21 protein-coding genes and 1 pseudogene are annotated in these 19,661 nt (G+C 57.0%); 8 read left to right on the plus strand and 14 right to left on the minus strand.

Annotation, left to right across the window (positions count from 1 at the left end):
- Window positions 1-136: 136 nt before the first annotated feature.
- The 13 genes and pseudogenes from FHP24_RS27025 to trbB all read right to left on the minus strand — a co-directional run.
- Window positions 137-940, minus strand: a pseudogene (locus tag FHP24_RS27025) (IS3 family transposase); the annotation flags it as partial.
- Between the two features lie 34 nt (window positions 941-974).
- Complete coding sequence (locus FHP24_RS27030; protein ID WP_139679359.1) at window positions 975-1,622, minus strand: hypothetical protein; 648 nt, start codon at window positions 1,620-1,622, stop codon at window positions 975-977.
- Window positions 1,623-2,960: an IncP-type conjugal transfer protein TrbI gene (trbI, locus tag FHP24_RS27035; RefSeq protein ID WP_139679360.1), complete on the minus strand. Its 1,338-nt coding sequence runs from the start codon at window positions 2,958-2,960 to the stop codon at window positions 1,623-1,625.
- Between the two features lie 13 nt (window positions 2,961-2,973).
- Window positions 2,974-3,429 (minus strand): conjugal transfer protein TrbH, encoded by a 456-nt coding sequence (gene trbH, locus FHP24_RS27040; RefSeq protein WP_139679361.1) that lies wholly within the window; start codon window positions 3,427-3,429, stop codon window positions 2,974-2,976.
- Window positions 3,430-3,432: 3 nt separating this feature from the next.
- Window positions 3,433-4,254 carry a P-type conjugative transfer protein TrbG gene (gene trbG, locus FHP24_RS27045; RefSeq protein WP_139679362.1) on the minus strand — a complete coding sequence of 274 codons (822 nt, stop codon included), beginning with the start codon at window positions 4,252-4,254 and terminating at the stop codon, window positions 3,433-3,435.
- 18 nt (window positions 4,255-4,272) lie between these two features.
- Window positions 4,273-4,938 carry a conjugal transfer protein TrbF gene (gene trbF / locus FHP24_RS27050; protein WP_139679363.1) on the minus strand — a complete coding sequence of 222 codons (666 nt, stop codon included), beginning with the start codon at window positions 4,936-4,938 and terminating at the stop codon, window positions 4,273-4,275.
- A gap of 40 nt (window positions 4,939-4,978) precedes the next feature.
- The gene (gene trbL, locus FHP24_RS27055; protein WP_139679364.1) at window positions 4,979-6,085 is read right to left on the minus strand and encodes a P-type conjugative transfer protein TrbL; all 1,107 of its coding nucleotides are present in this window, start codon (window positions 6,083-6,085) and stop codon (window positions 4,979-4,981) included.
- Window positions 6,086-6,101: 16 nt separating this feature from the next.
- Window positions 6,102-6,353 (minus strand): DUF2749 domain-containing protein, encoded by a 252-nt coding sequence (locus FHP24_RS27060; RefSeq protein ID WP_139679365.1) that lies wholly within the window; start codon window positions 6,351-6,353, stop codon window positions 6,102-6,104.
- Between the two features lie 4 nt (window positions 6,354-6,357).
- On the minus strand, window positions 6,358-7,146 hold the full coding sequence (trbJ, locus tag FHP24_RS27065) for a P-type conjugative transfer protein TrbJ (protein WP_139679366.1): 789 nt from the start codon (window positions 7,144-7,146) through the stop codon (window positions 6,358-6,360).
- Window positions 7,121-9,559: a conjugal transfer protein TrbE gene (locus FHP24_RS27070; protein WP_139679367.1), complete on the minus strand. Its 2,439-nt coding sequence runs from the start codon at window positions 9,557-9,559 to the stop codon at window positions 7,121-7,123. Before FHP24_RS27070 ends, trbJ begins: the two co-directional genes overlap by 26 nt.
- Before the next feature lie 3 nt (window positions 9,560-9,562).
- The gene (locus tag FHP24_RS27075) at window positions 9,563-9,862 is read right to left on the minus strand and encodes a conjugal transfer protein TrbD (RefSeq protein WP_139679368.1); all 300 of its coding nucleotides are present in this window, start codon (window positions 9,860-9,862) and stop codon (window positions 9,563-9,565) included.
- Complete coding sequence (locus tag FHP24_RS27080) at window positions 9,855-10,220, minus strand: TrbC/VirB2 family protein (RefSeq protein ID WP_139679369.1); 366 nt, start codon at window positions 10,218-10,220, stop codon at window positions 9,855-9,857. Before FHP24_RS27080 ends, FHP24_RS27075 begins: the two co-directional genes overlap by 8 nt.
- The gene (trbB, locus tag FHP24_RS27085) at window positions 10,210-11,202 is read right to left on the minus strand and encodes a P-type conjugative transfer ATPase TrbB (protein ID WP_139679370.1); all 993 of its coding nucleotides are present in this window, start codon (window positions 11,200-11,202) and stop codon (window positions 10,210-10,212) included. Before trbB ends, FHP24_RS27080 begins: the two co-directional genes overlap by 11 nt.
- A gap of 692 nt (window positions 11,203-11,894) precedes the next feature.
- Between trbB and FHP24_RS27090 the strand changes: the two genes are divergently transcribed.
- The 6 genes from FHP24_RS27090 (at window position 11,895) to repC (ending at window position 17,784) form a co-directional block, all read left to right on the plus strand.
- Entirely contained in the window at window positions 11,895-12,617 is a 723-nt protein-coding gene (locus tag FHP24_RS27090) for a helix-turn-helix transcriptional regulator (protein ID WP_139679371.1), read from the plus strand.
- Between the two features lie 79 nt (window positions 12,618-12,696).
- Window positions 12,697-13,365: an acyl-homoserine-lactone synthase gene (locus tag FHP24_RS27095; RefSeq protein WP_139679372.1), complete on the plus strand. Its 669-nt coding sequence runs from the start codon at window positions 12,697-12,699 to the stop codon at window positions 13,363-13,365.
- A 71-nt stretch (window positions 13,366-13,436) separates the two neighbouring features.
- The gene (locus FHP24_RS27100) at window positions 13,437-13,859 is read left to right on the plus strand and encodes an HTH domain-containing protein (RefSeq protein WP_139679373.1); all 423 of its coding nucleotides are present in this window, start codon (window positions 13,437-13,439) and stop codon (window positions 13,857-13,859) included.
- A gap of 300 nt (window positions 13,860-14,159) precedes the next feature.
- On the plus strand, window positions 14,160-15,377 hold the full coding sequence (gene repA, locus FHP24_RS27105; RefSeq protein WP_139679374.1) for a plasmid partitioning protein RepA: 1,218 nt from the start codon (window positions 14,160-14,162) through the stop codon (window positions 15,375-15,377).
- A complete protein-coding gene (gene repB / locus FHP24_RS27110) occupies window positions 15,374-16,372 on the plus strand; it encodes a plasmid partitioning protein RepB (protein ID WP_139679375.1) in 999 nt (332 codons plus the stop codon). The genes repA and repB overlap by 4 nt, the downstream gene beginning before the upstream one ends.
- 197 nt (window positions 16,373-16,569) lie before the next feature.
- The gene (gene repC / locus FHP24_RS27115) at window positions 16,570-17,784 is read left to right on the plus strand and encodes a plasmid replication protein RepC (protein ID WP_139679376.1); all 1,215 of its coding nucleotides are present in this window, start codon (window positions 16,570-16,572) and stop codon (window positions 17,782-17,784) included.
- 28 nt (window positions 17,785-17,812) lie between these two features.
- Here the strand turns inward: repC and FHP24_RS27120 are convergent, their stop codons facing one another.
- Window positions 17,813-18,631 (minus strand): alpha/beta fold hydrolase, encoded by an 819-nt coding sequence (locus tag FHP24_RS27120; protein WP_139679442.1) that lies wholly within the window; start codon window positions 18,629-18,631, stop codon window positions 17,813-17,815.
- 257 nt (window positions 18,632-18,888) lie between these two features.
- Here FHP24_RS27120 and FHP24_RS29140 point away from each other — a divergent pair, with 257 nt between their 5' ends.
- Both FHP24_RS29140 and FHP24_RS29145 read left to right on the plus strand, forming a co-directional pair.
- Window positions 18,889-19,107 (plus strand): hypothetical protein, encoded by a 219-nt coding sequence (locus FHP24_RS29140; RefSeq protein ID WP_246091966.1) that lies wholly within the window; start codon window positions 18,889-18,891, stop codon window positions 19,105-19,107.
- A gap of 26 nt (window positions 19,108-19,133) precedes the next feature.
- Complete coding sequence (locus FHP24_RS29145; RefSeq protein ID WP_246091967.1) at window positions 19,134-19,562, plus strand: GGDEF domain-containing protein; 429 nt, start codon at window positions 19,134-19,136, stop codon at window positions 19,560-19,562.
- The last annotated feature ends 99 nt before the right edge of the window (window positions 19,563-19,661 follow it).

The raw sequence follows: 19,661 nt of genomic DNA on the forward strand, positions 1-19,661 counted from the left end.
GTGTTTGTTATGGGAGAGACCGTTCGTTGACGATCGGCCGGGCCTACATCATAATCCAAACGCATCGGCAAACCGACGCGATAACGACCTGCGGCCGAAACCGCGCTTCTTTCCGAATATAGGACGTTATCCACACGATGGCGAATGGTCTGCCTCGCCATTCGATGATCTGGTCCAGGCTGCGGATGACGCGTTCAGCAGGCAGCGAAAAGTCCACCTCGATGCGGAGCCCCTCGCGGTTGAAGTCGTCCAGGACATTCAACAGTCGGAATTGCCGACCATCCTCCAAACGATCCGCCATGAAATCCATTGACCAGACCAGGTTAGGCGCATCCGGCACAGTCAGAGCGTCGGGCTTGTCCCGCCTCAAACGCTTGCGTGGCTTGATCCTGAGGTTCAACTCCAGCTCACGGTAGATGCGGTAGACGCGCTTGTGGTTCCAGCGATGTCCTCGGACATTCCGCAGGTATAGAAAGCACAGGCCAAAGCCCCAGGTCTTCTTTGCCCGCGTCAGCCCGATCAGGAGATCGGCGATCTGCTCGTTCTCGTCGTTCAGCTTGGCGCTGTAACGATAGCAGGTCTCGCTGACCTCGAAGGTGCGGCAGGCAAGTGCAATGCTCACCCCGCGCAATGCCACAGCTTTCCCGGCCATCTCTCGGCGTTGGAGATGGCCGTGTCATTTTTTCCCCAAAGCCTCCTTCAGCAGTTCCGCCTGCATGCTCATCTCCGCATACATCTTCTTCAGCCGACGGTTCTCATCCTCCAGAGCCTTCATCTGGCTGATCATCGAAGCGTCCATACCGCCATAATTCGAACGCCACTTGTAAAAGGAGGCGGTGCTCATTCCATGTTCCCGGCATAACTTCGGCACCGGAACGCCGCCTTCTGCCTGACGCAGGGTGGCAAGGATTTGGGGTTCGCTGAATCTGCTCGTCTTCATCAAAATCTCCTCGTTCATAAAGCCCGAGAAAATTCTACTTTTGAAGCCCGTTAATTGGCGGGAGGATTACGCTTCCACCAGGATCGAATTTCAGGAAAACACGATCTTCCCAAGATCTACGACTCCAGACATGAGGGCCACTGGCCGGTTGTTCGTCCGCGCTGCTTTCCAGCACCTTGCCGTCGACCTCGATGCGGATCGTTCCGCTCGCCTCCAGACCGACTTCCGTGAGATCGGCCAGCGCCTTCGGCGGCAGTTCCGGCGACGAGATCATCACGGTTCCGTCGGCTTCGCGGCGGATGGTTAGAAAATTGCTGCTGCCGCCCTGGGTGTTTGGAAATCCGACCACCGGCGCGGCCTCGGTCAGTTTGCCGTCAATCTTCATTTCAAAATCGTACCGGCCCTCGCCGACATAGGCAAAACGGGACATGCCGGGGAGCGCTACTGCGGTAGCCTCTTGGGCCTTCATCTGCGCCTCCTGGTTAGGTGGGATAGTCTGCCCTTTCGCCAGCGCACCGACGGTGCGTGGTTCGGCCACCCTACCCTCAAGGGTCACGTTATATTGATAGCCGTTCATGACAATGATGGCGTCGAGCTGTTCGGGGAGCACGCAGCCGCTCAAGACAACGGCCACACCGATCATGACAGGAAGCTGCAGTCCCTTTCGCGAGAGTGTAGGCATTTATCGCTCCACATATCCGGTCTGATAGGCGTCGGGGAAAACAATGTCCTGATCCACGAGGATGTTGAAATTGTACCCCGGCCGAATTTCCAACGTCGGCTGGATATTCATGTTCTTGTCGATCGTCCGGTCAGCAACGCGGCCGAATGTCTCTGCAAAGTTTCGGCGAGCCGCATCCGTCGGATCGTTCTGGCTGACGCCGAAGGCGTTTCTGTTGCTCTCGGGCAGTGACATATCAACACCAGTCCCGATCGCGGCGACCAGAATTGCCGATCCCCAGACCCGCCAGAAATGGTTGTTCACCTTGTCCTTAAAGCCGCCGTACCCTTGCGTGTCGACGCCGGCCATGCCGCCGATCTGAAGGGTCGCGCCGTCCGGGAAGATGATGTCGGTCCAGACGACCAGGGCTCGCGACTGACCATAGGACACTTCGGAATCGTACCGGCCAAACAGTTTCGTCCCTTGCGGGATCAGAAGCCTGTGGCCGGTCGCGCTGTCATAGACGTGCTGGCGTACTTGCGCCGTGATCCGCCCCGGCAGGTCTGAGTTGATGCCGGTGATCAATGTCGCCGGGATCACCGAACCCCGTTTCAGTTCGTAGGGCGACAGCTGCGGAACGACCTGGTTGGGCAGATAGCCAGCATCGGCAATATCCTTGTTCAGGAACGAGATCTTGCCCTGCTGGTTGTTGGGATCGGCCATTCCGCCCGGTGCGGCACCTGCCGCACGCATGGCGGCCGAGAGCAGGTCGGCCGTACCATTCGGGCTTGTCAGGCCGTTCGCCTGCCCCTGCCCTTGCTGGCCGATGCCTTGCTGCTGGGTGACTTTTCCGACGTCGACGGCCATGGGGCTGTTGCGGGCATTTACTTGTGCTTGCATCGCTGCCAGTTTCTGGCGGTTCTGCTCGCGCAACAGGGCCTCTTGATGCTCACGCATGAGGCGTGCGCGCCAATCCGCATCCGGCTCAAGCGCTGTTTCCGGTTGCTGTGTCGTCGGCCTCTGGCGAAATCCCGGCTGAAACGGGTTGACGCCTTCCGGGCGTTCAATCGGCGTCTCGCCGGGCGTGATGATCAGCGGATCTTGCCTCGGCGGCTCGTTGACGCCGTCACCTATATTTCGCTTCAGCTCGTCGGCAAAATCGGACGCCGGTAGGCCAGCCGATTGCTCTGGCTTGGCGCTACGGTTTCCGATCAGGCCGCGTTGCGCCATGCCCCAAATCACGACAACCACCAGAATGACAATCAGGCCGATAAAGAAGAAAATCGGGAGGCGGTTCAGCCGGCGGATTTTTGGCCGCTCTTCAGCATCCTCGGCAGATCCAAGATTGATTGAACTCATGCCCGTGCCCTCTTTACGTTTCGCCGTGCTTCATGATCGAAAGCGGGCTTGAGGCCACTACACCTGTTGTCGTTGCCTGGTATTGGCGGGCTAGCTCGACGCTCGGCGTCGAAACCCGCACGATCACGTCGCCATCCAGCGAATCCACGGTATAGGCAAGCGCAATAGCTTTGGGGCCGGTCGCGGCTGGATCGACGGCATAGCCCCATTCCCGCAAATGCTTGTCAAACGCTGACGCGAAGGCGGTTTTATCCGCCTTGAGAACAATGGTGCCAGTTCCCGGCCTCACCTGCTCAGCAAGCCGAGCAACCATGTCGGCTGCAACAGCATCGGCGGCCGGCGCCTGGAGATTGGCGGCGTCCATGCTGGCTTGCGGTGAGAAATATCCGCCCGACGTCGTGCAGGCCACAAGCGAGACCGAGACAAGAGCGAGCGCGAGGACGCGCGCGAGTGTGGCGTTTCCCCTCATAGGTTAACCCTTCCTGCTGATGGTGATTTTCTGCTGCTGCCCGCCGACGCCCGAAATCAGCACCGCCCGATCGATCAGATAATCGACCACCATCATGTTGTTGTTCATCCGGTAGTTGACGATCTGGTTTTGCCCTCCGGACACCACATAGAGGACCGGCGCATCGCCACTGCCCATGTGCCCCGGAAACTGGATGTACGTCTTCGTACCGTCGGTATAAATCCGGGTCGGCTTCCAACGGGCTGAGCCTCGCATGGAAAAGTCAAAACGGAGGTTCTCGGCAGGAATGCCGGCGCCCGGAATGATGCTGCCGGAGATCTTCTGGTTCACCGCCGCTAGCTGCTGGCGGACGTCTTCCGGGTATTTGAAGGCGACGCGCGCCATATAGCGTGTCGCGTCGGACTGCAGATTAATATGATAGGTCCGGCGTGACGTCGTAACGACCATCGACGTCTTCAGACCGGCTTCGGCAGGCTTGACGATCAGGCTGATACGCTGGCCTTGTGGCGAACCGGAAGATGCGGGCTCGACCTGCCATCGAACAGTGTCGCCGACGAGAACATCGCGCACGGCCTCGCCGGGCTGCAACTGCACTTCACAAAGCTGGAGGGGTGCGCAGACGACGGTCGGCTGCGTTTCGCCAAACAGATAGATGACCTGCCCGTCAGGTCCGCGTGTCATGACAGCGCCAGCATCTTGCCATTGGCCTGAAAGCCGGGTGCCCTTGCTTGCGTTATAATCGGCAGTGCGGCCTAGGGAGGGCGCAGCAGTTAGCAGGACCAGTGCCGTCACAACGCTCGCGCGCAATTTCGTCAATTTGAACATAGTCTCTCCGCGAGCGTCTTAAAGTTGGGCCGTCCAATCGAAGTCCTTGAGGTAGAGACCGATCGGGTTGAGGCGAATGATTGCTTCGTCCTGGGGCGGCGACAGGGTCACGGTGGCAACGCCGCGCCAGCGCCGGGTCCGCAGTTCCTTGCCCGAACGATCGCGCTCGATCTCGGTCCAGTCGATCTGGTACGACTGGTTCGAGAGCGCCACGATGTTGTTGATCTCGACCGACACCGTCACCGTCCGGGCGCGATCGAAGGGCGAGTTGTTCCGGAACCAGTTGTTGACCTTCTCCGTGGAGGGGTCGGTGCGCCTGAGCATCGCATAGGTGCGGTCGATATAGCCCTTCTGGACCACATTATCCGGCGTGATCGATCGGAAGTTATAAACGAACTGGCCGAGCATGTTGCGGACGACGCGCTCGTCGGCATATTCGATCTGTGCCGGGAACCCGCCCGTAACAGAATTTCCGAGCGTGTCGACCTGCACGATATAGGGGACAAGCTTGACCTGGCTGGCCTGATACAGCGCGAAGCCGAAACCCACCGTCGCCATGATCAACGATACCGATCCGACAGTCATCCATGCCCTGGCTGCGCGGTTAGCCCCGCCCATGCGCTCATTCCATTCGTGACGCGCCGCCAGATACGGGTTGTCGAGATGCTTCAGCTTTTTGGCCATGGCCTGATCCTGTTTCCTGACAAGTTGCGAGCCATGCCGCCTATTTCGATGTTTTGTGGTTGCGCAGTCCCATCGACCTCGATGAGCCACCCGCGCCCGAGCCATGCGAACCCATGGCGGCTTTTGCTGCCGTTCCGGCTAAAGCCGAGCCACCCGCCTTCACGCCCGCGGAGGCCTGACCTAGAATGCCAGCGCCGGCGGCCTTCGCGGCACCTGCCGCAGCAACGCCAGCACCGACACCCGCGACCGTCGATGCGGCGAAAGCCGTGACCTGCGCGCTGGATCTCATGGCTTCCATGCCGCTGCTGACTGACACGCCCTGTACGACGCCCTGGATGATATTGGGCACGTAGATCGCAATCATGAAGACGACGACGGACAGGCCCGCGATGACGAGGCTCGCCAGCAGCTCCTCTCCTGTATCGGCGTCATTCGAAAGGCCGATCAGGATCTCCGAGCCGATACGCGCAATCATCACGAGCGCCATCAGCTTCATGCCCACCGAGAAGGCATAGATGAGATATTTGATCGCGAAATCCTTGGTGAAGCTCGACCCGCCGAGACCGAGCATGATCATGCCTGCGAGCAGGCCGACATACATCTCCACCAGCACCGAAACGAAAATCGCGGCCACCAGCGAGAAAGAGATCACCACGACAATCATGGCGATGATGATGCCGATCGCCATCGCGTTGTCTTCGAAAATCCCAAACTTGACCTTTTCCGACAGCGTACTCGCCACCCTGATGCCGGCATTGAAGACGTCCGCTGGCGAAGCCGTCCCGCCGTTCGCCCCCAGCTGAAAAAGGCTGTCGACGACAGCTTTCGCGAAGTCGGGTCCCTGCTGCAGGACAAACAGGAAAAAGCCAATGAAGATAATACGCCGTATCAGCTCTGCGACCAAAGTATCGAGCGATGGCGCTGCAATGGCGAGCCACACGGCGGCAATACCAAATTCTATTCCCGCCAGGATCCAGAACAGTGACCTTGCCGCATTCATGACGGTGTCTTGCCACCCTTGAGTCGCCGAGCGGACATTGTTTTCGAGGCTTGTAAGGATCGATCCATCCGCAGCCATGGCGGGTTCCACCACGGCGAGTGCGACGATGGCGAGGGGCGCCAATCCCAAAATCAGTGCGGCACGCATGAGGACACCTTTCAGATTACCAACGCGGGGCCATTTTCTGCCCGCCTGTCGTCGGATAATTGTCTGGGTTGGAGTTCATCAGTTTGCGCGCGCGCTCGGCCGCGGATGCCCGCGCCGCCGCTTCCTCTTCCGCAAGCGCGACCTGTCTTGCGAGCAATGCCTTCATTTCCGGATCAGCGGCGGGGATCGCGACATAGGAAATCGCACCGCCGACCAGGGCGGATAGAAGGGCAACTAGGATGACGATCGGAAGTTTCACCTGGGCCATCCGACTACCACCGCGGCTGCATTTTCTGACCGCCTGACGTCGACGGCGGTGTACTCGAGAAGAAGGCCTCCCGCTTTTGTTGGGCGAGATCCTTGGCGGCCTGTTCGGACTGATACCATGTGCCCATCATCGTCGACTGCTGGGCGATCAGGCCGCGCAACTTCTGTATCTGCTCGAGCTGCTGGCTGGCGATCGAGTGGCCGACCTGTAGCGCCTGCATTTGGCCGACGGCCGTTTGCGACTGCTCCTGCAGCTGCTTCATGGTGTTTTGTTCGGTCTCGAACTGCTGCGCGGTCATCCCGGCCTGAGCGAGTGTGCCGCCGATCGTGTCACGGTTCGTTTTCGACCACTGCTCATATTGCTCCGAGAAGTTCTGCCCGCCGTGGACGCCGGAAGCGAACTCCTCGAAACTTGGGAAGCGCTGCTTCAGCACATCATCGAGATTGCCCATCGAGAAGCCGATGCCCTGCCCCTGCTGGGTGAGCTGCCGCAGTTTGTTGAGGTCATTTTCCGCCCGGCCCCAGACGTTTTTGGGCAGCTTCTCGAGATTCTGCAGCATCGTCCTGTACTGGTCGAGCTGGTTCTGGATCTGCGTGACCTGGTGGGCGATCTGTTGCGCCTGATTGGCGATCTGTTCGACCCCCTGCCCCGACTGTTCGAGAAGCTGCGCATTGTTGAGAAGCTGTGTCCATTCGGTCGCACCACCCGTCGCTGCGCCGGCGTAGACGGCGCAGGGGCTCACAGTGAGGACCAGACCGGCAAGAGCATTACGAAGCAAAGAGCGACGCAGCATTTTCAATTCCTCTTAGATGAAGCCAATGGCGGGGCCATTCATCCCCGTAGTGGTCGTAAAGTTCGCTGATGCGCTGAAGATCTTGCTTGCCGGAGACGCCGACGAAGGACAGGGTGATAGGACCGAGCCCCATTTCGAACAGGCGGCGGCCATCGGGAGAGACGACGTAATATTCACGCTTGGGCGTGGCAGTCGCGATGATCTCGATCTGGCGATCGTTGAAGCCGATCTTTTCGTAGAAATCGCGTGTCCCGATTTCACGCGCCGAACCGTTCGGCAAGCAGATTTTGGTCGGGCAGGATTCCTTGAGAACGTCCATGATCCCGGACTTGTCGGCATCCGAGATCGACTGGGTTGCGAGCACGACCGCACAATTGGCGCGACGGAGGGTTTTCAGCCATTCGCGGATCTTGTCGCGGAATGCCGGATGGCCGAGCATGATCCATGCTTCGTCGAGAATGATAAGGCTGGGTGAACCGGTCAGGCGCTTTTCGATGCGCCGGAACAGATAAAGCAGAACCGGGACGAGGTTGCGCTCGCCGATGTTCATCAGCTCGTCAATTTCGAAGGTCTGGAAATTGGAGAGCTTGAGATTGTCGCGCTCCGCATCGAGCAGATGGCCCATGGGACCGTCGACCGTGTAGTGGCGCAACGCCTCCTTGATTGACTTCATCTGCACGCCCGACACGAAATCCGAGAGCGAGCGACGTTCCGACTTCGACATGAGATCGAGCTGATGCGCGATAGCATTGCGATGGTCAGGCGTGACCGTCTCGCCTGACATGACGATGAGCGTCTCGAGCCATTCCGCCGCCCACGCTTTGTCGGCGTCCGTATCGAGATCCTGTAAAGGGCAAAATGCAAGGGTTTCGCTGCCGCCGACATCGTAGAAATCGCCACCGACGGCACGGGTGAGCGGGTACATGGACCGGCCCTTGTCGAAGGCGAAAAGCTGGCTGTTCTGATAGCGCCGGAACTGCGCTGCGATCAGCGCCAACAGCGTCGACTTGCCCGAACCGGTTGGCCCGAAAATCAAAGTGTGTCCGATGTCGCCGACATGCAGGTTGAGCCGGAACGGCGTCGAGCCGGAGGCCACCAGCATGAGCGGCGGGGAGTTCTCCGGATAGAAGGGATTTGGATTGACCGGCTCCCCGGACCAGACAGAATTGAGCGGTATCATGTCCGCCAGATTCCGTGTGTGGATCAGCGGTTCGCGGATATTGGCGTACCAATTCCCTGGCAGACTGCCCAGAAAAGCCTCTGTCGCGTTGAGGGTTTCGATACGTGCGCCGAAGCCTTCCGACTGGATGAGACGGCGGACACTTTCGGCCTGGCGGCGCAGCTTGGCATCATCGTCGCCGAACATGACGATGACCGGCGTGTAGTAGCCGTAAGCAACCAGGCCGGAATTTGCCGCTGCAATGGCGTCTTCGGCCTCGCCGACCATCTGAAGCGCGTCCTGGTTCACCGAGCCACTGTTCGTCTTGAACAGCTGATCGGTGAAGGGGCGCACCTTCTGGATCCACTTCTTGCGCGTACGCTCCAGCCGCTGGGTGGCCTCGATCTCGTCCATGAACATGAAGCGCGAGGACCACCGATAGGTCAGCGGCATAAGATCGAGGACGTTCAAAATCCCCGGCCAGCTTTCAGCTGGAAAGCCGTCGATCGCCACGATCTGGCAGAAGCGGCCGTCGACCATGGGCGACAGGCCGTGGTGAAACTCGGCGGTTGCCAGAAAGTCGAGATACATCGGGATTTCCGGGAGCCGCACCGGATGGTTTTCGCCCACGAGGCAGAACCGGACGAACTGGAAAAGCTCGTCGTATCTGGCGACACGATAGCCGCCGCGATCGAGCACTTCCTGAGTGATCATGCGGCGGATCGAAACCACGTTCTGCATGTATTGCTCGAACTCGCGGATCGATGTTTTGAAATGTTCAAGAATTCGATCGGCATTGCTCGTGGTACGAGACTCCGGGTCCGCATAGATGTATCTGACCAGTCCGGATTTGCGCGTGTCCGGTTCGCGGTAAGTGAGGATGATGGCGTGCTGGCTCTCGAAATGACCCTCAGCGGCTTCGAACCGCTGGCGACGCTCATCGTCGATCAGCTGGCTCACCCTGTCTGGAAAATGCGAGCGATCCTTTGTCGGATATTCGGTCGTGGGCACGCGCACTGCTTCGACCTGGATCATCCAGCCCGTGCCTAGGCGCGCGAGAACAGCGTTGATGGCGCGCGAAACTTCGTTGCGCTCAAAGTCGGTGGCGCTTTCGCTGTCGGGGCCGGCAAAATACCAGCCCGCCATAAGCGAGCCGTCCTTAAGAAGCATGATGCCGTTATCGACCAGACCAGCATACGGCATGAGGTCGGAGAAAGACGCGCCCGTGTGGCGAAATTTCTTGAGTGAAACCATCGTTCAGTATTTCCTCCATGGGCTGGAGGTTGGCCGGTAGTGGGAGCGGTATCTCATGTGCCGGAGATAGACCTGCCGCATAAGGGGATCTGCCTTCGCCATCATGCGGAGCAGGCCAACGACGACGACCCAGATGGTGAACCCGACTGCGGCGGAAACCAGCGTCAGGACGACGAAGATGAGAATGACAGCAGTCAGCCCGGTCATCAGGACCAGCTCACGGTCAGCCCCAAATAGCAGGGCCGGCCGTGAGAGAGCTCGATGAATTCGCACCCTGTCCAGCCGGCTCGTCCCTTCAGCCATGCGCCCTGTCCAGCGTCACGACCTGCGTTGCCTCGAGAGGAACACCAATCGAAGCCCCTCCTCCGCCGAATAGGCCGACAACCTGCGTCGCGCCAAGAAGGATACCGCAGACCAGAACGACGTAGGCGAGACGACGCGCAAAGTCGTTGATCTCTCCTCCAAAGATGAGCATGCCACCTGCGACCGCGACTGCGATCAGGGCGATTGCCATGGCGACGGGGCCGGTGATGGACTGCTGGATCTGTTGAAGCGGTCCCTCCCATGGCAGACCGCCCCCTCCCCCGGCAGCAAAGGCCGGTTCGATTATCATCATCGAGATGGCCGCAAGGGCGACCAACGTATACATTCTACGCGACATGAAGTTTTCCCTGATTATCAGAGTTGGAATTACCAACCGGGGCGATTTGATAAGTGCCGTTCCGGAACCCATCGACCCTGAGTATCTCGCGCACGATGCGCCCTTTGGGGGTGCGTTCGATGGAGACGATCAGGTCGACCGCTTCCCCGATGACTTCGGGCATAGGCTGGGAACTCACTTCCGCGACGAGCTGTTCGAGACGCGTAAGGGCGGCTTTGGCATTGTTCGCATGTACCGTCGCGATACCGCCTGGATGTCCGGTGTTCCATGCTTTGAGGAGCGTAAGTGCTGCGCCATCACGTACTTCGCCAACAATGATGCGATCCGGCCGCAAGCGCATTGTCGACTTCAAGAGGCGGTTCATATCGACGGTATCAGTGGTGTGCAGGATAACGTAGTTCTTCGCCGCGCACTGGATCTCGGCCGTGTCTTCGAGGATGACCAAACGATGTTCGGGCGTAACGTCGACAAATTCGCGAAGAATGGCGTTCGTCAGTGTGGTCTTGCCGGTCCCCGTGCCACCAGAGACCACGATGTTCAGACGCTGGGCAATGGCGTCTCGGATGACGGCGACCTGCGACGTGGCGAGAATGCCATCCTCCACATAGCGATCGAGCGATATCAGGACCGTTGCTCGCTTGCGGATGGTGAACATCGGCGCTGGCGCGGCGGGTGGTAAAAGTCCCTCAAACCGATGTCCTCCAAGCGGAAGTTCGCCCGAGATGATGGGTCGCTCGCGGTTGATTTCGGTGCTGAGTGCGTGGGCCACGCGGCCAATCACGGCCTCTGCGTCATGGGCATTCATGTCCCCGGCAGGTCTGATGCCTTCTCCAATACGCTCGATGAATAACTTGCCGTCCGGATTGAGCATGACCTCGACCACAGCCAAGTCATTCAGGGCCGCAACAATGACATCGCCAAGGGCGTCTCGGAGATTGGCGATCAACCGCCTTTCGGATTCACCAGAGCGACTTGGATGCACGGACCCACCTTTCGCGCCCTGCACCTTTGTAAACAATCAAACAGCACAGGGAACTCTTACGAGCACAACCGGAGAGAACTAATGTTCCCGGATTAGACGACGATAAATTGGCTGTCAATCACTTGAAAAGCTACAAAAAACAACAACATAAAAAATCTGCGTCGTTGGACAAAGGTTGCTGCGGTCAAGGGCTCAGAATGCTGCGGCTGAAAATCAACCGCAACCAGTGATACATAAAATTTGATCAAGAAAGCTCATCCTCTCAGTATCTTTGCTTGAACCAACGTCACTGGCCGGGCGTTGTATGTCGATTTCGACGAGGAGGACGCGGTTGAGTCAGACCCAGCTCGAAGACGATGTACTACGGGCCATGGATAAGTATGCCGATCAGCTGGTCATGGTTGAGGCCCTGGAGGCTGCGTGCGATCGACAGGCGACCTGTGACTGTCCACCTGACGCCTGCCAACGGCTCCTGGAGGCGCAACGCAAGATGTGCGAATTGAGGGGGATATTGTGTACCCTTCTCCAACGCCTTGGCTACACCCCCCAGCCCAGATGCGGGAAGCTCTCCGAGCACTAATCAAACCAGGGCGCGCATCTCGAAAAGTTGATGCACGTTATAAGCTTTTAATGGCGCAGATTTGAGGTAAGAATGGCACGGGGAGCTGTGCGATGTAGGAAGGGAATTTGCGGTGAAAAATCAAGACATTTATGAATTTATGGAACGCTGCGACAATCAAAAGAGCGTCGATAATCTGTTTTCGGATTTTGGAACGGTCATCGCGAAACGCGGCTTTCATTCTTACATTTACACCGGGCTGCCAGCGGTGGGTGACGACGTCAAGCATTATGTCGTCAAAAATGCGTGGCCGCCGGGATGGACCGAGCAATTCGAGGGTCTTAACTATTTCGCCGATGATCCCGTCAGTCGATGGTCTCTTTCCCAGTCGAAACCGTTTACCTGGAAAACCGCAAGACAAGAGACGAAGGCGACAACGCGCACCAAAGAGATCCAGCAGGAAGCGGACAGGTATCGCTTGTGCGATGGTATCGTTTTCCCGATGTTCGACCCGAATTCCTGGCAATCGGTGATCTCACTTGCAACCGACGACAAGGATGGATTGGCAAAAGAGAACATTGGCGACCTGTATCTTCTCTCTTCCTATTGCGCGATGACAGCAAACAATCTGCTTCGACGTGCTGAACAGGCGGAACATCGATTAACGGCCCGCGAGAAAGAAATTCTGCAATGGGTTTCACGTGGGAAAACGGATTCGGAAATCGCGATCATCCTCCGCATGAGCGCAGGCTCCGTGACCCAAAGGCTCATCCGAATTCGACAAATTCTGGATGTCACGAACAGACCGCAGACTGTTTCGCAAGCGATTCGGCTTGGCCTTATAAATGCAGACTAGCTTGTCAAGATAAGGAACCTTATCTTTCGCGAATCCAGCAGGCATCTAGAGTTGCGTCATCAATCATGAGGACGCGCAGATGTTGGTTCATGTCATTACTTCTTCAAATAGCGCCTTGTATGCAAGCGAACTGAACGAACTGTTCCGAATTCGCCACAAGATTTATGTAGAAGAAAAGCGATGGCGGGAGCCATCGCCTGACGGGATGGAACGTGACCAGTTCGATACCGAGCATGCTGTTCATCTCGTAGGAATCCAGGAAGGGCGGATCATTGCGGGCTCAAGGCTTGTGCCGACCACGCAACCACATCTTCTCAGCGAGGTGTTCCCTCACCTTTGCACCCGCCCCGGTGTTCTTCGCCACGAACGTGTCGCCGAGTGGACCCGCGGCTTCGTTATCCCTGAATTTCGCGAAAAAGCCGGTGTGACAATCAAGGCGCAGTTTTGCGCAGCCGTCATGGAATATTGCTTGAACCAGGGCATTGAGCAGATCGGCGGAATTCAGGAGATCTATTGGTTGCCCCTGTGGAAGCGTTTTGGTTGGCGGGTCACTGTGATCGGGGATGCTGCCGCAATCGACGGCGTCCTGTGTGTACCCGCATATTTCGAAGTCTCAGTCGAGGCCTTCGAAGGAGTTAAAAAGCGGGCCGTATTATCCCGAAGCAACCTCGTCGAACGCGGCGACATTGTACCGTTCGTCCCGGTGCAGGCTCCCGCTTTTGACGCCTCGATACTTTCAACTTTTTAGCTCTGGAATGTGGAGACCCCTCCCCTGCCCTTCAAAGGGTAGGTATTATCGATACGACGGAACCGCGAGCAATGGATACAGCAGTCAAAAAGATACATCTGGGCGCCAGAGGCGGTCTGCAGGAAGCATTCGATCTGATCCTGAAGGGCCGCGGAAGAAGTGATACGCCCGGCAAGTCTCTGAAGTGCATAGGGCTATTCACAGTCATTCTTCGCCTTCGGGCGCTTGATGAGACAGTGACCAGACAGACCCTCGCCCGAGAAACAGGCCTGACGGAGAATGCGATTGCTCCTCACGTCCGCTATCTGGAATCGCTTGGTCTCGTGACGATGACACTGGCTCGAGCTCAAAACTCAATAGCGAGAGAATTTCACATCAATGCGGAAGCCGCCTTGATCGAATACACTCGCAAGGCGATCGCGAAAAACCGATACCGAGCATTTGTCAGACATGAAAACCAATCGAACGAACATAGGGAAAAATTCCCTCATTAAGTTCAGCACCACAGTTGACGCGGCACTAGAAAGGCCACGATGCGAACTCGACGTTAGATTGCGGTGGCTGGTCTAGGGGCGCAGTTCGACCGATTCTCTCTGATCGCTGTTTTTTCAAGCGGGAACCCGAAGGGGCTGCAAAGCCCGTTGTCAGCTGACAATTCGGTTAAGCAATTGGAGTCAAATGATTTTTCGATGTGATAAAAAGGGTTAATACACGTTAACCAAAAACAACTTGACCCAAAGGCGCCCTATGAGATCATTTGCGGAGATTACAGAGAATTATCGGGTTTACCGTGAATGGCGAATAAGACCGCAAATAAAACCACAGCCGGCAAAATCGAACGCGTTTCGATTGATAAAACCATTGCGGACGATTCTGCAAAGCTCAGCAGCAATCTTCAGGAACTCTCCGCTCGTTTGTTTTCGCCCGACGCACAAAAGGCGCTGCGTCGTTTCAGCAGTACGGAGGCCGCCAAGTTGCTCGGTGTGACAGACAGCTACGTGCGTCATTTAGCGGCTCAAGAGGATTCGGTGACTTCCGAAAAAACGTCCGCTGGGCGGCGAACGTTTTCTTTGTCCGAGATCAATACGATCCGACAGCTCCTCGGAAAGACCAAGCCTGCCTACCTGGCGGGGCGTCGGGAAACCGATCATCTTCAGGTCATTGCAGTGACCAACTTCAAGGGTGGATCAGGTAAGACAACGACATCTACGCATCTCGCTCAATATCTGGCGCTGCGCGGCTATCGCGTTCTCGCCGTTGATCTGGATCCGCAAGCATCTATGTCCGCGATGTTGGGGTATCAGCCGGAATTTGATGTCGGTGAAAACGAGACGCTGTTCGGCGCTATTCGCTACGACGATCTTCGTCGCCCTGTAGGGGACGTGGTTCGTGAGACCTATTTCCCGGGATTGGATCTGATTCCGGGCAATCTTGAACTCCACGAATTCGAGCACGACACGCCAAGAGCTCTCGCAGAGCGAAACGGCTCTGAGACCGACATGTTTTTCATGCGTGTCGGCAATGCACTCACCGCTCTCTCTGACCGGTACGACGTCGTCGTTATTGATTGCCCGCCGACATTGGGTTTCCTGACACTCTCGGCATTATGCGCTGCAACGGCAGTCCTGATCACTGTCCACCCTCAAATGCTCGACGTTGCATCCATGAACCAGTTTTTGGCGATGACGTCGGATCTTTTGTCGGTGGTCAAAGACGCCGGGGGGAATCTTGAATACGACTGGATGCGATATCTGGTCACGCGGTACGAGCCCAACGATGGGCCGCAAGCGCAGATCGTTGCGTTCCTCCGGAGCCTGTTCGGGGATCGTGTCCTTACCTCGATGATGGTGAAGTCTACCGCAATCTCTGATGCCGGCCTTTCGAAACAGACGATCTACGAGGCTGCACGAGAATCCATGAACAGACAGACCTACGATCGCGCCGTAGAGGCCATGGATGGGGTCAATCTTGAAGTAGAAGCTCTTCTCAAGAGCTCATGGGGGCGCGCATGAAGGGCCGGGACATTCTCAAGAATATGGTCAGTTCTGCCGGCGGTGAAGCACCGAAGGTGGGCACTCAGCCCCATCCACAACACAAACCGGCAGGCGCTGTTCGCGCCATGAACTTGTCCCTCGGCCGGCTCGGAGATGAAGCCGCTGCGGCCAAAGAATTGCGGTCCGCGCTTGCGGCCGGCGACAAAGTCGTCGAGTTAAGTCCAAACCAGATTGAGCCTTCGTTCATTCAGGATCGTATTCCGACTGAAAACGATGCTGCTCTGGATGAACTCATCACTTCGATGCGCGAAAGCGGTCAACAGGTTCCTATCCTCGTTCGGCCACATCCGACGAAGGATAATTGGTACCAAGCGGCTTACGGACATCGCAGATTGCGTGCAGCCGTTGTTCTGGAACGCCCGGTTAAGGCGATTGTGCGCCAACTCTCCGACGAGGAACTGATTGTCGCGCAAGGTCAAGAGAATGGGCCACGTATCGATCTTAGTTTTATCGAGCGCGCCCTGTTTGCAAAAAGACTTGAGCAGCATGGTTTTGATCGCGACAGGATCTCCCAGGCCCTGTCTGTCGACAAGCCTGAGACATCGCGGCTCCTACAGGTCGCGGACGCCATCCCGACAGATATCATCATGGCGATCGGGCCTGCTTCGAAGATCGGACGGCCACGCTGGTTGGCCTTTGCCGAACTTTTGAAGGACAATGCAGCGGCGGACCGGATTACCGACGCCATCGCCGAAGCTCAGTTCGGAGCAATCGATACGAATGAACGGTTTGCCCGTTTATGGGCGAAGGCCCAAGGCCCCAAAGCTTCGAAGAAGGGCACCGGCGGTAAGATCCGCACGCGCAAGGGCATCGTTCTCGCATCAATGGAACGAACAGCCAAAGGCGCCAAAATCACAGTTACATCAGAAGAGTTTGCACAGTTCCTTGGTGCCAGAATGAGCTATCTTGTTGAGCAGTTCGAAAAAGAAAACTCTTCTAAAACAAACCATTAGTTCGATTGTCAGCTGACAATCCGATCGCAACCAGGAGATCAAACCGCAAAAGAAAAGGCCCCCAAACGTCGCCGTCGTGGAAGCCCTTCTTATAGTGTCGCAACTAAAGAATCGCATTTCCCCGAATCCCAGTCAAGAGTCTTTGGCGCTGTTTTGGCGAGCGGATTTCTTTTGCCTATTTTGTGAGGGCTGAAGAAATGCAAACAGGAAATGTAACGACGCCTTTTGGGCGGCGGCCGATGACGCTTGCTCTGGTGAAACGGCAGATTGCCGTCGCCGAGATCAAGTCAGGCAAGAGCGCTGACAAATGGATGATATTTCGCGACGTCAAAGAAGCGCGCGAGACGTTCAAGCTGCAGCCGTATTCGATTGCTGTGCTTGACGCACTCCTGACGTTCTACCCGGACAAGGAATTGCGCCAAGACGCACAGATGATCGTGTTTCCTTCGAACGCCCAGCTGCAGGTGCGCGCCAACGGAATGTCCGGAGCAACCCTTCGGCGGCATTTGGCGATCCTTGTCGATGCAGGGATGATTGTCCGCAAGGATAGTCCCAATGGCAAACGATACGCTCGAAAAGACGGGGCAGGGGAGATCGAACGTGCCTTCGGGTTTGATCTCTCCCCACTGCTGGCTCGCTCCGAGGAATTTGCGTTGGCCGCGCAAAAAGTGGCGACCGATCGCCGGGAGTTTCTCCAGGCCAAGGAGAGCCTTACCTTGTGCCGACGCGATGTCCGGAAGGTCATCAGCGCCGCGATCGAGGAGGGGGCTGAAGGCGACTGGGAAGCGATAGAAGCCGTCTACCTCGACATCGTCCGACGGATCCCCCGCACCCCGTCAGCTTCCGACTTGGCGAATATCCTCGACGAGATGCAGCTTCTTTACGGCGAGGTCATCAACCAACTGGATATGCTAGGTAATTCAGAAGATATAAGCACCAATGGTGCTCAGACAGAGCGCCACATACAGAATTCAAAACCCGAATCCATCAATGAACTTGAACCTAGCTCTAGAACCGAGCAAAGCGCGAGGCCGAGTGAAATCAGTCGACCGAAGAGGGAGCCGATAAAGGCATTCCCACTCGGTATGGTGCTGAGGGCTTGCACGCAGATAAGCGATTACGGGCCGGGCGGCCAGATCGCAGGTTGGCGAGAGCTGATGTCAGCCGCAGTTGTCGTTCGCTCGATGCTCGGCGTCAGCCCGAGCGCCTATCAAACGGCCTGCGAAACCCTGGGACCCGAGAATGCGGCCGCAGTTATGGCCTGCATTCTGGAGCGGGGGGGCCAGATCAACTCAGCAGGCGGTTACCTCCGTGATCTGACGCAACGGGCGGAGAAGGGTAAGTTTTCGCTCGGTCCGATGCTGATGGCCTTGATGCGCGCCAATGCCGGGAACGAACGACAGGCGGGATGAGATGCTGATGTTCGGCCCTGTCTCCGTCTTAGGCGACGGCGGTGAGGAAGCTGTCCATCAGGACATTGAACTCCTTGTGCCTTTGCCAGTGGAGACCATGTCCAGCATTTTCCAGGCGGACAGCGCCGCGGTACCAGAGGTTGGCGAAAGTCAGGCTGTCGATGTAGTCGAGATTGATCACGGGGTCGTCGGCGCCGTTGACGATTGCCAGCGGAACAGGCGAAGTTTCGACAAGGGTTCGTTGGTTGGGGTGCTTTCCGGAAAGGGCTGCATCGATCATCAACTCGCGCGAGCGCCCGTCTGTTCGTCTGACAGCGGTTTTCCAAAACGCATCGTGGACGGCGTCCGATCCGAGCGCGAGCGCTACGATCATGTCGATTTCCCGGTCGGTGAGGGTCTGTTTTCCCGTGTATCCAAATTCCGGATTGGGAACGAAGCCGAGCGCTGCACCTTCAGGGCCCGGTGGGATTGGCGGTGTACCAAAGATCATCGTCCCAGCAATTTTTTCTGGCAGGAGCCTCATGAGTTCCAAGGCGACATGGCCGCCCAGAGAGTGGCCGAGCATGGCGAAGCGATCCACGTCCAGTGCTTCAATCACTTCGCAGATGGCGTCGGCATATCCATTGAAGTTGTAAGTGCGGAGCGGATCGGTCGCATCGGAGGATTGACCATGGCCTGGCAGGTCGACGGCGATGATCCGGCGTTTTTCGGCAAGGGCCTCGATCTGGAAATGGAATGTTTCTTTGCAGAGGGAATTGGCGTGGATCATGAGGAGGGGGATCTCGCCGCCGGGTTTGTCGTAGACTGCGATCCGTCCATGGGATGTTTCGATCGTTTTTTCACTCATCATCACTGCTCCACGTTCACCTTGAGGTTCTCGTCCTGACCATATTGCTAAAGGACCTAAACGGTCTCTGTGACCACAATCTGAAGCTCGCTTCGCGTAACACCCGCAAGCCGCTATCCGGCAAAGGGCGCACCAGCCTTAACGTTAGAGGCCATTTTTCCAGATATTGGGCACATAAGTCGACTTTTACGAAAGTGTTTCAGTCCACCTTAAATTCGTAAGGTTCATAGAATTTCAGATTTCTCGCGGTGATATTTATGCGTCGTATTGTAGAAAAGTCGATTTTAACCGGACTGTTTTCGGTGTTGGCATCGCTTGCGATCTCGTTCAACATTGTTCCGTTGTTGGGTGGTCAAGTTGCGGGCGCGGGCCTGCTCATGACCATATTTTGTCCGTTGGCCATATCGATCCCAGCGTCGGCGCTGCATTTCACCCAGTCAGATAAAGTGCGACGGGCAGAGGCAGCGACGGCCTGACCGGTGTTCTCACAAGAAGCGCATTCATGGAAGATCTGGCTTTGACAAGTCAACGAGGTGGGACGGGCGCCCTGCTGTTCCTGGACCTGGACTACTTCAAGTCGATCAACGACCGGTATGGTCACGCGATCGGTGATGAAGCTCTTCCCTGCGCCGGACTTGTCCTCGCGCGCTTCCTGAGCGATTCAGATTTCGCAGGACGCCTTGGCGGTGAGGAATTTGGACTGTTTCAGAGCGATCTGACGTTTGAAAAAATGCCCGGCCGTTGCGAGGAGGTTCGGGAGGAGATCGCCCGTATCGTCTCGAAAACACCTTCTGGCACCCAGGTGCGGATCTCCACGAGCATAGGTGCGTGTTATTGCCAGCAGGGCTTTGATTTATCGGACTGCCTGAAAGCAGCGGACGAAAATCTTTATCAGGCTAAAGCCTTGGGCCGAAACAGGGTCATTGCATGAATACCGTCCGAGATGCCGAATGCTACGTCGCGCCCTTGAAGTTCAAGTGAGTCTCGTTCCATGCGGCCTTTGCAGAATCCTAAACTGCTATTGTTCCAA

The sequence above is a fragment of the Aliirhizobium smilacinae genome (assembly GCF_006335145.1).
Lineage (GTDB): Bacteria > Pseudomonadota > Alphaproteobacteria > Rhizobiales > Rhizobiaceae > Neorhizobium > Neorhizobium smilacinae.